Origin of the sequence: Curtobacterium sp. PhB128, from assembly GCF_004340725.1 — a bacterium.
Taxonomy (GTDB): domain Bacteria; phylum Actinomycetota; class Actinomycetes; order Actinomycetales; family Microbacteriaceae; genus Curtobacterium.
In genome coordinates this window covers 225953-240186 of record NZ_SLUR01000002.1, presented here as the reverse complement: position 1 = coordinate 240186, position 14234 = coordinate 225953, and the positions used below count along the sequence as shown (strand labels likewise).

The following is a 14234-nucleotide window of genomic DNA, read 5'->3' as shown; positions in this document are numbered from 1 at the left end:
TCGGCACGACGGTGGGAGACTGGCCCCATGCCCATCCTCAACAAGGACATGCAGGTCTGCATGTCGCTCGCGGCCCGGCCGAGCAACATCGGCACCCGGTTCCACAACTTCCTGTACGACGAGCTCGGGCTCAACTTCCTGTACAAGGCGTTCACCACGACCGACCTGCCCGGCGCCGTGGCCGGCATCCGCGCCCTCGGCATCCGTGGCTGCTCGGTGTCGATGCCCTTCAAGGAGGCGATCATCCCGCTCGTCGACCACGTCGAGGAGTCCGCCGCCGCCATCCAGTCGGTGAACACGGTCGTGAACGACGACGGCGTGCTCACCGCATCGAACACCGACTACGAGGCGATCGCCGCGCTGCTCGGGTCGCACGACGTCGACACCGCGTCCCGGGTGCTGGTCCGCGGCTCCGGCGGCATGGCGAAGGCCGTGACCGCGGCGTTCCGCGGCGCCGGCTTCGACCGCCTGACGGTCGTCGCCCGCAACGAGCAGACCGGTTCGGCGCTCGCGTCGCAGTACGGCTACGAGTGGGTCGCCGAGGAGCGCGAGGCCGGGGCGTCCGACCTGGTGGTCAACGTCACGCCGCTCGGCATGCGGGGCGACCAGCAGGACGCGCTCGCCTTCGCGCAGGACCGGATCGAGGCGGCCCACACGGTCTTCGACGTGGTCGCGTTCCCGTCGGAGACCCCGCTGGTCCGTGCGGGTCGGGACGCCGGCAAGCACGTCATCACCGGAGCCGAGGTCATCGCGCTGCAGGCGGCCCGCCAGTTCGAGCGGTACACGGGCGTCGCCCTGACGGACGACCAGGTGGCGCGCGCCAGCGAGTTCTCGCGCGCCGAGTAGTCGACGCACCCACAGGGCGGACGGGAGGCACGGGGCCAGCTGGCACCGCGCCTCCCGTCCGCCTTTGTGGGAACGTCTCAGGCGTTCGTCGCGCGCCCGACGGCCACCCACCCGAGTCGGCGCAGCGTCTCGTGGTTCCGGACCCAGATGAGCGGCTGCATGAGGAAGTCGGGGACCCAGGCGCCCGGACCGGCGACGGCGTTCTCGACGATCGTCACCTTGCAGCCCTTGCGGTGCGGCTCCACGGTCAGCTCCACGCGGGCCTCGCCGATCGGCCACCCCTTCGGCTGGATCACCATGCGGTGCGGCGGGTCCCACACCAACGAGGTCGTGACGTCGTCGATGACGAGCGGCCAGGCACCGAAGGAGTGGTGCAGGTGCGTGCCGACCTGCGGCCAACCGGCCTCCTGCTTCCGCATGCGTGAGGCACCGACCACCCAGGTCGTGTAGAGCCAGCCGTCGCCGAGCACGTCGAAGACGTCCTCGGGAGCGCAGTGGAGGATGCGGACGTTCTTCGCCATGGTGATCAGCCTTCCGGGGTGAGGTCGACGTCGTCGGGCAGCCCGAAGGTGTGCCGGAGTGCGCTCTTCGCGGCACGCCAACCGGCCATGCCGTGCACGCCGGGGCCGGGCGCGGACGACTCGGAGCACAGGTACATGCCGCCGCCCATCCGCCACGGGTCGCTGGACAGCACCGGGCGCTTCACGAGCTGCCAGAAGCTCGCAGCACCGGCGGCGATGTCACCGCCGACGTAGTTCGGGTTGTGGTCCGACATGTGCGCGGCCGTCCGGCTCGACGTGTGCAGGATCGTGTCGCGGAACCCCGGCGCGAACCGTTCGACCTGGCGCGTGATCGCCTCGGTCTGGTCGACGTCGGACCCCGCCGGCACGTGCGCGTAGGCCCAGAAGACGTGCTTGCCCTTCGGCGCCCGGGTCGGGTCGACGACGGTCGGCTCGGAACCGAGCACGTACGGCCGTTCGGCGTGCTGGCCGTGCGCGACCGAGCCCTCCGCCGCCGCGATCTCGGCTCGTGTCCCGCCGATGTGCACCGTGCCGGCCCGGCGCAGCGCCTCGTTCGTCCACGGCACCGGATCGGACAGCGCGAAGTCGACCTTCGCGGCCGCGTTGCCGAACCGAAACCGGCGGAGCGCACCGCGCTTCGGCGTGGGGATCTGCGAGCCGGCGATCCGCAGCATTCCGGGGACACTCGTGTCGAAGAGCACCGCCTTCGCCGGGGTGAGGTCGCCGAGCGACCGGACCTCGTGCCCGGTGACGATCCGTCCGCCGTGCGCGACGAGGTCGTCGGCGAGCGCGTCGATGATCGCCTGGCTGCCGCCGATCGGCACGGGCCAACCGCGGGCGTGTGCGTAGGCGCCGAGCGACAGCGCCGCGGCGGCCGTCGACAGCGAGGGCATGTGCTGGATGGAGTGCGCGGCGACGCCGGACACCATCGCCGGGGCGGCGTCCTGCCGGAAGCGGGCGTTCCAGGCGCTGCTGCCCTGCTCGAGTGCGCGCAGGCCGAACCGCAGCACCGTGAGCGGGTGCCGCGGCACGTGCAGGAGGGCGTCGGTGGCGAAGTCGGCGACCTGGTCGGCAGCGCGGGCGAGCGGGCCCATCAGGTTCCGGAAGGCTGGGCCGTCCACACCGAGCTCGGCGGCCGTCCGCTCGAGGTCCTGGTACGCGATGCCGGCACGACCGCCGTCGAGCGGGTGCCCGTACTGCACCTCGGGCAGGCGGAGCTCGATGCGCTCCTCCATCCGGAAGCGCCGGAAGAACTCGGACTGCAGGGCCATCGGGTGCACGGCCGAGCAGACGTCGTGCAGGAACCCCGGCAGGGTGAGCTCGGCGGTGCGCGCACCACCGCCGATCGTGTCGTTCCGTTCGACCACTTCGACGGACAGGCCCGCACGGGCGAGCGTCACCGCCGCCGCGAGTCCGTTCGGTCCGGCCCCGACGACCACCGCATCAACCATGGTCCGAGCCTAGGGACTCGTGTCTGCGCGTGGTCCCGGTCAGGGGCGAGCGACGTCGGGGTCAGCAGGGTCGGAGCCGTCCTCGTCGCCGTCGGCGTCGTCGGGTTCGTCGGCGTCGACCGGGGTCGAGCCCACGGGGTGCTCGGCCAGCAACGTCGCGAAGTCCTCGTCGAGCATCTGCTGCAGACGGTCGTCGCGGCCGATCTCGTAGTCGTCGGCCGGACGCTGGGCCCAGCCGAGGCGCCCGACCACCGTGGTGCCGATGTCGTCCCAGGCTCGGGCGCGGGCGGCGAGCACGATGCCGTCGACGAAGTGCTGGTCGTCGCGGCGCTTGTCGAGCATCGTCGCGAGTTGCTCGTACGTCGCCTCTCGCGTGCGCAGCTTGAGGTCGTCACCCCGGCGGTAGTCGTGCTGGTGCCGCGAGCGGCCCTTCGACTTGCTCGACGTCGACCGGATCTCCCGCATGCGCGCGGCGTCGCCCCGCTGCTCCTCGGCCATGCGGTGGAGCTCCTCGCGCGCGGCCTCGGCGATCAGTGCGTGGTCGAAGTACCCCTGGTCGCGCAGCGCGTTCGTGATGATCCGGTTGCCGACCGCGATCGTGACCGCGGCCTTCGCGATGAGGAACCCCTCGTCGACGGCCCGCTTCAGTTCGACCTGGCTGATGGGTCGATCGCGCACGTCGTGGTTGCGTCGTCCGAACAAGGCCATGCTCCGACGATACCGGCGTCCGGTGACCATCCGTCGGCAGGTGGACGCGGATCACGCCCTGGAGGGACGACACGCCACGAGTGGTTCCGTAGCGTCGGGTGCATGGTCACGTACACGGAGTCCCCCCGCACCGGTCTCGGCACCGCGAGCCTCGTCCTCGGGATCTGCTCGCTGCTCGCCGGTTGGACGTTCGTCGCGCCGATAGTCGGGCTGTGCCTGGGCGTCGCGTCGCGCAGCCGGGAACCGCTCGCCCGTGGTCGCGCGGGCTGGGGGATCTTCCTGAACCTCATCGCGCTCGCCGTCTGGATCCTGCTGCTCGTGCTGGCGGTCGTCGGCGGTGTGTTCGCGGTCTGGCAGGGCGCGACGCAGGGCTCCTGACGCACGCGCACGCGCAGGGGGGCGGCGGGGAGTCTCGCCTAGAGCAGCAGGCCGTAGACGGCGACGTCGGCGCGGACGGGCCCGAGCGGCAGCGCGCCCCGCAGAGTGCCCTCGAGGGCGAACCCGAGCCCTTCGGCGAGCGCGCGGCTGCGGACGTTGTCGACGCCGGTCCGGATCTCGAGCCGTGCGGTGCCGCGTGCCCGCGCGACCTCGACCAGCACGCCGGCGGCCCGCCCCGCGACACCGCGGCCCTCGTGTCCGGCGTCCACCCAGTAGCCGAGTGACGCCTGGCCCAGGTACGGGTCGAAGGTCAGCGACGCCACCCCGACGATGCGGTCGTCGGAACGGATGACGCAGGGGAGCGCGCGGTCCATCGCGAACTGGCCGAGCAGCCGTTCGGTGTGCAGTCCGATGGTCTCGCGGTCCTGCGGATCCCACGCCCACGGTTCGGCGGCCCGGAGCCGGTCGAGGTTCGCGCGCACGAGTTCGAGCACCGGGTCGACCGTGGTCAGGTCGCGCAGCGTGAGCGTGTACCCGTCCCCGAGGTCCCGCCCGAATGCCGCCACCCGTCAGAGACTATGCACGCCGGGCGCTACTCGTACCGGAGCGCCTCGATCGGGTTCTGCCGTGCGGCGCGGCGCGCGGGGAGGGTGCCGGCGAGGAACGCGATGAACATCACGACGAGGATGATCGTCGCCACCGAACTCGGCGCGAACTGCATGATCTGCAGGCCCGGCAGGTCCTTGAGCACCGTGCCCGCGAGCACGTTCGAGATGCCCGTCCCCAGCAGGATCGCGACACCGGCTCCGATGGCACTGCCGAGGAACCCGATGAAGACCGCCTCGAGCGAGAACAGCGTGTAGACCTTTCCGCCGCCCATGCCCATCGCCTTCATCAGGCCGATCTCGCGGGTGCGTTCCTGCACGCTCATCAGCAGCGTGTTGATGATGCCGAAGCCCGCTGCCACCAGGGCGATGACGGCGAAGGCGTTCAGGACCCCGACGATGCCGCTGATGACGGTCTGGAACTGGCCGAGCTGGTCCTGGATGGTCTGCCCGAGGAACCCGTCGTCCGACAGCGCCTTCTTGACCGTGGTCGCGGAGGCCCCGGAGTCGAGCGTCGCCGTGGCGCTGGCGTACGAGGTCGCGATCGAGTCCGGCTTGCCGATCTCCTGCGCGGCTTGCATCGCGTCGGTGAGCGCGGCGTTCGCCCCGGCACCGCCGCCGAACAGCGACTCGTTCTGCACACCGACCACCGTCGCGGTGAGGGTGTGCTCCTTGCCCTGGTAGTCGTCCACCGCGAAGGTGAGTTCCTTGCCGACGGCGGCCTTCGCGCTGCCGAGCCCGAGGTTCTCCAGGTAGTTCGTCGGCAGGATCACCTGGTTCGCGTCGGTGTCGTCGTCGAGTTGCTTCCCGCTCGCCAGGTCGGCGTCGAGTTCTCCCGCGTTGGCGGTCAGGGAGACGACGTACTTGCCGTCGTCGCCGTGCTCGGCGTACTTCGGCGCCAGGGCGACCGCCGGACGGATGCTCTTGATGCCGTCGATCGCACGGATGTCGTCGACGTCGGACTGCGACAGGTACGAGAACGACGCCGGACCGCGGTCGACGCTCTGGCCGGACTCGTCGGGGTCGTACTTCGCCGGCCCGCTGTCGGTCGATGCGGTGTCGACGGCCTTCGTGATGGTCAGGGAACCGGTGTCACCGATCGACGAGACCTGGGTGTCGATGTAGTTGCTGACACCCGTACCGATCGCCGAGGTCAGCGTGATCGTGAAGGCGCCGATGAAGATCGCGATGACGGTCAGGGTCGTGCGCAGCTTCGACCGGAAGGTGTTCGAGACCGCGGTGCGGAGCAGGTCGAGGAAGTTCATGCGGAGTGCCTTCCGTGCGTGGCCTGCTGGTCGACGTCGGCACCGGCGGTGGGCGTGCCGTCCGATCCACCGACGATGAGTCCGTCGCGGACGTTGACGCTGCGGTCGCAGCGGGCGGCGAGTTCTTCGTCGTGGGTGACCACGACGAGCGTGATCCCGCGTTCGCGCTGCAGGCCGAAGAGCATGTCCTCGACCACCTGCCCGGTGTTCGTGTCGAGGTTGCCGGTCGGCTCGTCGGCGAAGATGACGCTCGGCTCACCGACCAGCGCGCGTGCGATGACCACGCGCTGCTTCTGCCCGCCGGACAGGTCGTTGGCGTCGTTCTTCGCCTTGTCGGCCAGGCCGAGGGAGTCGAGCGCCGCCATGCCGCGGCGCTTCCGCTCGGCTCCGGAGACGCCCGCGATCTTGAGCGGGAGCACGACGTTGTCGAGGACCGAGGTCTTGGGGGTCAGGAAGAACTGCTGGAACACGAACCCGAAGGTGCTGTTGCGCGTGCGGTTCACCTGCCGCGCGCCGAGGGTCGCCGCATCGGTCCCGTCGAGCAGGACCTGCCCGGTCGACGGCTTGTCGAGCAGTGCGAGCAGGTGCATGAGCGTCGACTTGCCCGAACCGGACTTGCCGACGATCGCCAGGCTCTCGCCCTGGTGCACCTGGAGCGACACCCCCTTGAGCGCGTCGAACCGCGTCGGGCCTCGGCCGTAGGTCCTGGCGAGGTCACGGGCCTCGAGCACGGGAGTGGTCATGGCCCCACCGTAGTGTCCACTGCACGACTGCAAGTTTGCGTTTGCTGTAGATCATGTGACGTTCCGGTTACAGTCGGGCCATGCCCGACACCGCGCCCGCCACCGAGATGGGTCTGCGCGACCGCAAGCGCATCGAGACACGCCACCGCATCGCGGAGGCGGCTCGGTCCCTCGCGCTCGAGCAGGACATCGACCACACCACGATCGAACAGATCGCCGCACGCGCCGAGGTGTCACCCCGCACGTTCTTCAACTACTTCGAGAGCAAGGAGGACGCGGTCCTCGGGCACACCGAGCTCGACCTGGACGCCGAGACCCTGGCAGCGCACCTCGAGACCGTCGCGGGGGAGCCGGCTGCGCAGGCCGTGGTCGACCTCGCGTTCCTGGTGTTCGGCTCGTCGTTCGGCGACGAGCACGAGCGGCTCGCCCGGAAGGAGGTCATCGTGCGCTTCCCGCAGCTCATGCGCCGCCAGGTCAGCCGGATGACGACCGTGGCCGAGGCGATGACGGGTGCGGTGCGCACGATCCTCGAACGCGATCCGGCGTGGGGGCCGGACGCCGCGACCCCGCAGGCCGCCGAGATGCTGCTCGGCATGTGTATGACCGGCCTGCGGAGTTCGGCGCGGCACGAGGGTTCCGACCCGGAAGAGGTCCGCGCCCGCGTCGTCGCGTCGATCCGCGACACGGCTGCGCGCATCGCTGCGGCCTGAGACGCAACCACGGACGGACGGGAGGCCCGGTGCCACCCGGCACCGGGCCTCCCGTCCGTGACGTGGATGCGTCGAGAGCCGTCACGGCTTCGTGATGAAGCCCTCCTTCACCATCCAGTCGAACGCGACGTCGGCCGGCTCGCGCCCCTCGACGTCGACCTGACGGTTCAGCTCCTGCAGCACCGCATCGGTGAGCTTCGGCGAGATCTGGTCGTAGACGTCGGCGAGCTGCGGGTACTCCTTGAGCGTGGCCGAGTCGAGCACCGGCGCGACGTTGTACGCCGGGAAGAAGCCCTTGTCGTCCTCGAGCACGGTCAGGCCGAGCGACTTGATGCGGCCGTCGGTGGTGAAGACCTCGCCGAAGTTGCACTTGCCGCGGTCGGTGGCCGTGTAGACCGTGCCGGTGTCGAGGATGCTGACGTTGTCGCTCGGGATCCCGTTCTCCCCCGAGCCGCCGAGCTCCAAGCCGTACTTCTTGAGCATCGGCTTGAACCCGTCGGCTCGCGAGTTGAACTCCGACTCCACGCAGAAGGTGCGCTCGTCGACGGGCAGCTTCGCGATGTCGGAGAGGGTCTTGATGTCCCCGAGCTCCTTGACCGCTTCGTCCCGCACCGCGAACGCGTAGGTGTTGTTCATCGGCGCCGGGTTCAGCCATGTGAGCCCGTTGCCGGCGTCCTCCTTCTTGACCGCTTCCCACTGCTCGGTCTTGTCCGGGATCCCCTCGGCGTGGCCCATGAAGGTCAGCCAGGCGGTGCCGGTGTACTCGTACGTGAAGTCCGCACCGTGCGAGGTCATCAACTCGCGGACGGCGACGCTGCCCGGCACGTTGGTCTCGTCGGTGACGTCGAACCCAGCGGCCTTCGCGGCGAGGACCGCGATCTTGCCGAGCACGAGCTGCTCCGTGAAGTTCTTCGACGTCACGGTGATGTGGGCACCGTCCGGCAGGTCGTCGATGCGCTCGATGGTGCCCGGACCGGCCTCGGGGACGAAGGACGTCGCGGGCTGCAGGCCGCAGCCGGCCAGGACGAGCGCGGTGGCACCGGCGAGGGCGACGGCGGCCCCGCGGCGGAGGCGGCGGGTACGGCGGTTCATCGGAGTCCCTTCGGACGTGCGACGGTCTCGACCACACGGCCGAGCCAGTCGATGGAGAGGGCGAGGAGCGCCACGAGCAGCGCCCCGGCGACGAGCACCTTCGGCAGGAACAGCGTCACGCCCGTGGTGATGAGGAGACCGAGACCACCGGCACCGACGAAGGTGGCCAGACTCGCGGTGCCGACGAGCAGCACGAGCGCCGTCCGGATGCCGGACAGCATGACCGGCACCGCGAGGGGCAGCTCGACGCGCATCAGGACGCTGAACGCGCTCATGCCCATGCCACGGCCGGCCTCGACGAGGCGCGAGTCGACGCTCTGCACGCCGATCATGGTGTTCCGGAGGACCGGCAGGATCGCGTAGAGCACGAGCGCGACCACGGCGGACCAGCTGTTCAGGCCGAGCCACGCGGCGAGCAGCACGATCAGGCCGACAGCGGGGGCCGCCTGCCCGAAGTTCGCGACGGCGAGCACGTACGGGCTCGCCCGACGCAGCGGTCCGCGCGTGAGGACGATGCCGAGCGGGATACCGATCACGAGCACGAGCACCGTCGCCTGCAGGGTCAGCACGAGGTGCTGCCCGGTCAGGTCGAGGATGTCGGCCGGGTTGAGCGTCGTGCGTTCGGTGGGCGTGAGGTCGGCCGTGGCGAGCCAGACCGCGAACCCGGCGAGCACGACGAGGATCGCGATCGGCTGGAACAGCAGGCCCTTCCAGGACGTGCTGGCGCCGGTGGCGGGTCCGGCGGTGACAGCACTCACAGGTCTTCCCCGGAGGGCGCGATCACGGGCGCGGCCGGCGAGGACGGCAGCGTCTCGATCTGGTTGGTGTTCGTGCCGACCGGCGTGTACGCGCGGTCGTCGGCGGCCGCTGCACGCGACCGGGTGATGGCCTCCATGACGACCTCGACCGTGATGACACCGCGGAACGCCTCGCCACGACCGGTGACCAGTGCGGCCCCGGCGCTCGAGACGAGCATGGTGTCGAGGGCGTCGTTGAGCGTCGAGGCCTCGCCCACGATGGGCAGCTCCGGGTCGACGCCGTCCGGGATCCGGTCCAGGCGCTCGAGCTGTCGGCGGGACGGCCAGCCGATCGGCCGCTGCCGACGGTCGACCACGACGGCGTGCCCGTGACCCCCGGCCTCCTGCATGCGCTGCAGGACGGCCTTCGCCTCTTCGCCGGGGGAGCAGGTCACCGCGGAGACGACCTCGACGTCGCGGACGCGGTTCAGGGTGAGCTGCTTCAGCCCGGCGCCCGAGCCGATGAAGTTCTCGACGAACTCGTTCGCCGGCTCCGCCAGGATCCGCTCCGGGGTGTCGTACTGCACGATGTGGGCGCCCTCGGTGAAGATGACGATCCAGTCGCCGAGCTTCACGGCCTCGTCGAAGTCGTGGCTGACGATGACGATCGTCTTGTGCAGCTCTTCCTGGATCCGCAGGAGCTCGTCCTGCAGGCGCTGCCGGGTGATCGGGTCGACCGCACCGAACGGCTCGTCCATCAGCAGGACGGGCGGGTCCGCGGCGAGCGCCCGGGCGACGCCGACGCGCTGCTGCTGGCCACCGGAGAGTTCGCGGGGGTAGCGGTCGCGGTAGGTGGCGGGGTCGAGCGAGACCAGGTCGAGCAGCTCGTCGACACGCGCCGCGATCTTCTCCTTCGACCAGCCGAGCATCTTCGGCACGATCGCGATGTTCGCCGCGACGGTCATGTGCGGGAAGAGCCCGCCGGCCTGGATCACGTAGCCCATCCGGCGGCGGAGCTCGTCGGCGTCGATGCCGGTCACGTCGTCGTCACCGACGACGATGCGGCCCTCGGTGGGCTCGATCAGGCGGTTGATCATCTTGAGGGTCGTCGTCTTGCCGCAGCCGGACGGGCCGACGAGCATGACGATCTTGCCGGCCGGGATCTCGAGGGTGATGCCGTCGACGGCGGGCTTCGACTGTCCGGGGTACCGCTTGGTGACCTCGTCGAGCAGGATGCTGCGGCCGGTGACGTCCCCGTCGGGCGCGGTGGTGGTGGCGGAGTCAGTGCTGGACACGGATACCTCTCGAGATGGTCAGGCGGCCGAGGCCGAGGAGGAGCAGGTCGAGGACGAGGGCGAGCAGGACGACGCCGACCACCCCGACGACCACGGAGTACAGGGCGTTCGCGCCGCCGAGGCGCGAGAGTCCGGAGAAGATGAAGCCGCCGAGCCCGGGGCCGAGCGCGTACGCCGCGATGGCCGCGATGCCCATCACCATCTGGGCGGACACGCGGACGCCGCTCAGGATGATCGGCCAGGCCATCGGCAGTTCGACCTGCACGAGGGTCCGGAACCGGCTCATGCCGATGCCGCGCGCGGACTCGACCACGCTCGGCGGGATCTCGGCGAGGCCGACGACCGCGTTGCGCAGGATGGGCAGGGCGGCGAAGAAGACGACCGTCACGACGGACGGCAGCACGCCGAAGCCGAGCGGGACGATGAGCAGGCCGATGACCGCGAAGGACGGCAGGGTGAGGCCGATGGCGGACACCCCGTTCGCGACGGAGGTCAGGCGGGGACTGCGGTAGACGAGTGTGGCGAGCACCACGGCGATGACCGTGGCGAGCACCGTGCACTGGACCACCAGTGAGAAGTGTTGCCACGACGAGAACCAGATCTGGCTCCATCGCTCCACGACGTACTGGAACACGGGTGGGCGCTCCCCTTCCGGTCGGCCGAACTGCCCACGGGTCGGGGCACAAGCTGCGCCAAAGCTACGCAGGGCACGGACCGGTCGCACGTCGAAACCGAGCGTAAGCGATCGTTTCCTGTGCAGACAGCATGACGAAAACCCCCGGTCAGCGGGCAGTTCGACCGTCGAGCCTGAGAGAACGGTAACGATCGTGAGGGGCCATCGGCTACATGGCCAAGCCCCGCAGGCCGGACCGCTCGGCGATGTCGACGAGTTGCTCCCGCCAGAGGACCCACTCCTCCGGGCTCTTGTCGGCCAGGTTGCCGTCCCCGTCGCCCGCCAGTCCGTCGAGCATCTCGCGGACGATGTCGGCGTGCCCCGCGTGCCGGGCCGTCTCGTACGCCATGTGCACCAGGATGCGGTGGAGCGTGACCTCGCGGAGCTCCTCCGGCCACCAGGGGACGGTGCCGCGGGCGTCGAGGTCGAGCGCTTCGATGGTGGCGTCGGCGTGCGCTGCACTGCGGTGGTGGAAGGCCACGACGTCGTCCAGGGTCTCGTCGAGGGTCGCGTACATGTCCTCGCCGTCCTCCGACTCGAGCCAGGCGGGCGGGTCCGGAAGCGGCCGACCGAACACCTCGCCGAAGTACCCGGCCTGCACACCGGCGACGTGCTTCACCAGCCCGAGCACGTTCGTGCCGGTCGGGGTCACCGGCCAGCGGGCCTGCCGTTCGGCCAGGCCGTCGAGCTTGCCGAGGAGCGCGGCGCGGTGCTTCTGCAGGTACCGGTGCAGCGTCCGCTTCACCGCAGCGGCCGAGGCCAGGGGATCGGTGCCCGACGACGCGCCCTCGTCCGACAGGGCCGAGTTCCCGCTGGACGCGAGGCCGGTGGTCGTCGCGGGGTGGACCTCGGGGACGGCGTCGGTGCTGCTCATGCCCTCGATCGTGCCACCACGACGTCCTGCAGGCGTGCCGATTCCTGCACGGCCACCCGCTCCGCGGTGAGCAGCAGCCCGGCCACCTCGGCCGAGGTGCGCGCAGGGGCGTCGTTCCAGCTCGTGAGGTCACGCACGCGGCCCATCCGGACGTCGGGCGCCGGACACCAGAGCACCGGCGCGCCCTCGTCCACGGCGAGCGCGTGCCAGACCAGGTCGAGGGAGTGCTGGACCCGCGGCGAGTGCACGGCGTGCGGTCCGCCAGCGGCCGAGACGACCGCGCCGACCAGGCAGGCAGCGACGAGCGGTCGCCCCTGCACGTCCATCGCTGCGGCACTGGTGGCCTTCCGCATCCGGCCGTGCTCGTCGAGGTACGCGAACCAGGCGTGCTGGATCCAGCCGCGTTCGACGACGCCACGCGCGTCGGACAGCAGGTGCTCGAGCTCGTCGAGTTCCTGCAGCCGGGCTTCGACCCGTCGGACGCGTGCGGCGGCGCGGCGCTCGGCGAGGCGGTCGAGGAACCCGCGGAGGCCGGTTCGCTCGGATCGGGTGGGGGCGGGAGAGGCGTCGGTGGCGACGTCGTGCTGGACGCGGAACTCGAGGGTCATGAGGGCCCCTCCGATCGGCTGTGCACGGATGGTGCGGTCACGATAGCCCCGCGGGGTCTCAGCCGTCCAGCACCGCGTCGATGCTGCGCCGCGCGACGCTCCGGAAGGCGCGTTCGTCGGACGTCGCGAGCGCGGAGGCGAGCGCGATCGCCCACCCGCGCGCGCGTCCCCAGGTGACGTCCGGAGCGGCGACCAGCGTCCGGAACGCGTGGCGGGCCTCCCGGTCGAGCGTCAGCCAGGCGGTGGCGAGGTCGACGGCGGGGTCCCCCGAGGTCACGTCGCCGAAGTCGACGACCGCCGACAGGCGTTCGTCGCCGTCCGGCATGCGGTCCACGAGCAGGTTGAACGGGTGCAGGTCGCCGTGCACCCAGACGGGAGGCCCGGTGTGCGTCGGCAGCGCCGCCGCGGTCCGCCAGACCGCTGCCAGCTCCACGGCCCGGGGCACGTCCTGCGTGGCGAGTCGCGTCAGGACGGCGTCGCTGCGCGTCGCCAGCGGCACCGCACGGAACGGGTTCGCCGGAGCATCCGCCGGAGCCGGCACGTGCAGCAGTCGCACGAACCCCGCGAGGGCCTCGGCGACCCGGACACCGGCAGCACGCTCACCGACGGGTGCTCCCGGGAGCCACGGGACGATGCTCCACGACCAGGGGTACCCGAGCGCCGGACGGCCCACGCGCACCGGAGCCGGCACCGGGACGACGGGTGCGACGCGGACGGCGATCTCCGGCAGCCACCGCTGCTCGTGCTCGACCAGGCGTGCTGCGAGCTCCCGACGCGGCAGCCGCACGGCGTACTCGTCGCCGAGCCGCACGATGACGTTGTCCCAGCCGTTCGCGACGACCACGAGCGTCAGGTCCGCCAGGTCGGGGTGCTGGGCGTGCAGCAGGGCCCGGACGAGCGGGACGTCGACGTCGACCTCTGCCGGTGGTGTGGGCACCGGCTCAGGCTAGTGGGCCGGTGGACACATGCCCGCGAACGGGGGCGGGTGCGGAAACCGACCGCTGGGTATGCTCGCAGGGACGGTGACGTGGGTGTTTCCCTGGGGGGACCCGCGTCATTCCGGCGCGATGATGGCGACGAGTCGCGGGACCTCTGGTCGGACGCGTTCGGTGACGAGCGCGGCCAGCAGCACCGTCCAGAGTTCCCGCAGGCGTTCGTACAGGTCGGTGCGGTCGGCGAGCACGTCCGACACCGTCTGCACGCCCGTGTACGCGGGGATGACCACGCGTCCGACCAGCTCCGGGTCCCACCGCGGGTCGACCTCGCCGGCGTCGATCGCCTGCCGCACGGTCTGTGCGATGAGCGCCATCCAGTCGGTGTACGGGTCCTGACGGGGGACGTCGTGCGTCGCGACCTCGGTCGACAGACGGATGCCGGCGCTCACGACGACCTCGGTGACCATCTGGGTCGCCAGTCCCTGCGACATCCACATGAGGGCTTCGAGCGGCGTCCGGCTCCGGGCGACCGCGGCCTCGCCGTAGCGCCGCGAGACCTCGTGCTGCTGCGCGATCACGGCACCGGCGAGGTCGGCCTTCGACGCGAAGTGGAAGTAGAGCGCGCCCTTGGTCAGCCCGATCCGTTCGGCGACGCCGTCCATCGACGCGCCGAGGTACCCGCGCTCGTCGAACTCGGCGGCCGCGGCCCCGATGATCGCCGCGCGGGTCTCGAGCGCCCGCTGCTGCCGGGTGCGTCCGTCCTGCGCCATCACCTCCCGATCGTAGTCCCGCT

The 14234-nt window shown here is 71.0% G+C and carries 17 protein-coding genes; 3 read left to right on the top strand and 14 right to left on the bottom strand.

Translation table 11 applies throughout. The annotated features are described in order from the left end of the window. The first annotated feature begins 27 nt into the window (after positions 1-27). Entirely contained in the window at positions 28-846 is an 819-nt protein-coding gene (locus EDF23_RS05215; RefSeq protein WP_131920932.1) for a shikimate 5-dehydrogenase, read from the top strand. A 77-nt stretch (positions 847-923) separates the two neighbouring features. Here EDF23_RS05215 and EDF23_RS05210 read toward each other — a convergent pair whose 3' ends face one another. The 3 genes from EDF23_RS05210 to EDF23_RS05200 are packed head-to-tail and all read right to left on the bottom strand — an operon-like array spanning position 924 to position 3526. Then, positions 924-1367, bottom strand: coding sequence for an SRPBCC family protein (locus EDF23_RS05210; RefSeq protein ID WP_123293024.1), 444 nt, complete (start codon positions 1365-1367; stop codon positions 924-926). 5 nt (positions 1368-1372) lie between these two features. Then, positions 1373-2818, bottom strand: coding sequence for an NAD(P)/FAD-dependent oxidoreductase (locus tag EDF23_RS05205; RefSeq protein ID WP_131920930.1), 1446 nt, complete (start codon positions 2816-2818; stop codon positions 1373-1375). Positions 2819-2857: 39 nt separating this feature from the next. Then, the gene (locus EDF23_RS05200) at positions 2858-3526 is read right to left on the bottom strand and encodes a hypothetical protein (protein ID WP_111083572.1); all 669 of its coding nucleotides are present in this window, start codon (positions 3524-3526) and stop codon (positions 2858-2860) included. Positions 3527-3628: 102 nt separating this feature from the next. On the opposite strand from EDF23_RS05200, the gene EDF23_RS05195 reads away from it, so the two are divergent. Then, complete coding sequence (locus tag EDF23_RS05195; RefSeq protein WP_123339397.1) at positions 3629-3904, top strand: hypothetical protein; 276 nt, start codon at positions 3629-3631, stop codon at positions 3902-3904. Positions 3905-3942: 38 nt separating this feature from the next. Here EDF23_RS05195 and EDF23_RS05190 read toward each other — a convergent pair whose 3' ends face one another. The 3 genes from EDF23_RS05190 to EDF23_RS05180 are packed head-to-tail and all read right to left on the bottom strand — an operon-like array spanning position 3943 to position 6517. Continuing rightward, positions 3943-4470 carry a GNAT family protein gene (locus EDF23_RS05190; RefSeq protein WP_131920928.1) on the bottom strand — a complete coding sequence of 176 codons (528 nt, stop codon included), beginning with the start codon at positions 4468-4470 and terminating at the stop codon, positions 3943-3945. A 26-nt stretch (positions 4471-4496) separates the two neighbouring features. Next, a complete protein-coding gene (locus tag EDF23_RS05185) occupies positions 4497-5774 on the bottom strand; it encodes an ABC transporter permease (RefSeq protein ID WP_123293020.1) in 1278 nt (425 codons plus the stop codon). Next, a complete protein-coding gene (locus EDF23_RS05180; protein ID WP_131920926.1) occupies positions 5771-6517 on the bottom strand; it encodes an ABC transporter ATP-binding protein in 747 nt (248 codons plus the stop codon). Before EDF23_RS05180 ends, EDF23_RS05185 begins: the two co-directional genes overlap by 4 nt. Before the next feature lie 80 nt (positions 6518-6597). Here EDF23_RS05180 and EDF23_RS05175 point away from each other — a divergent pair, with 80 nt between their 5' ends. Next, positions 6598-7227 (top strand): TetR/AcrR family transcriptional regulator, encoded by a 630-nt coding sequence (locus EDF23_RS05175; RefSeq protein WP_123293018.1) that lies wholly within the window; start codon positions 6598-6600, stop codon positions 7225-7227. Between the two features lie 81 nt (positions 7228-7308). Here the strand turns inward: EDF23_RS05175 and EDF23_RS05170 are convergent, their stop codons facing one another. From EDF23_RS05170 to EDF23_RS05135, 8 genes are all read right to left on the bottom strand, one after another. Further along, positions 7309-8319 (bottom strand): glycine betaine ABC transporter substrate-binding protein, encoded by a 1011-nt coding sequence (locus EDF23_RS05170; RefSeq protein WP_131877788.1) that lies wholly within the window; start codon positions 8317-8319, stop codon positions 7309-7311. Further along, a complete protein-coding gene (locus EDF23_RS05165; protein ID WP_123937044.1) occupies positions 8316-9077 on the bottom strand; it encodes an ABC transporter permease in 762 nt (253 codons plus the stop codon). Before EDF23_RS05165 ends, EDF23_RS05170 begins: the two co-directional genes overlap by 4 nt. Then, complete coding sequence (locus tag EDF23_RS05160; protein ID WP_123339391.1) at positions 9074-10351, bottom strand: ATP-binding cassette domain-containing protein; 1278 nt, start codon at positions 10349-10351, stop codon at positions 9074-9076. The genes EDF23_RS05165 and EDF23_RS05160 overlap by 4 nt, the downstream gene beginning before the upstream one ends. Then, positions 10338-10985, bottom strand: coding sequence for an ABC transporter permease (locus EDF23_RS05155; RefSeq protein WP_111083581.1), 648 nt, complete (start codon positions 10983-10985; stop codon positions 10338-10340). Before EDF23_RS05155 ends, EDF23_RS05160 begins: the two co-directional genes overlap by 14 nt. Positions 10986-11193: 208 nt before the next feature. Next, positions 11194-11898: a DinB family protein gene (locus EDF23_RS05150; protein WP_123671357.1), complete on the bottom strand. Its 705-nt coding sequence runs from the start codon at positions 11896-11898 to the stop codon at positions 11194-11196. Beyond that, positions 11895-12506, bottom strand: a complete 612-nt coding sequence (locus EDF23_RS05145; RefSeq protein WP_131920924.1) for a hypothetical protein — start codon at positions 12504-12506, stop codon at positions 11895-11897. The genes EDF23_RS05150 and EDF23_RS05145 overlap by 4 nt, the downstream gene beginning before the upstream one ends. Positions 12507-12564: 58 nt before the next feature. Continuing rightward, positions 12565-13443, bottom strand: a complete 879-nt coding sequence (locus EDF23_RS05140; protein ID WP_131920922.1) for an aminoglycoside phosphotransferase family protein — start codon at positions 13441-13443, stop codon at positions 12565-12567. A 117-nt stretch (positions 13444-13560) separates the two neighbouring features. Further along, complete coding sequence (locus EDF23_RS05135) at positions 13561-14211, bottom strand: ScbR family autoregulator-binding transcription factor (protein WP_131920920.1); 651 nt, start codon at positions 14209-14211, stop codon at positions 13561-13563. Positions 14212-14234 lie beyond the last annotated feature (23 nt).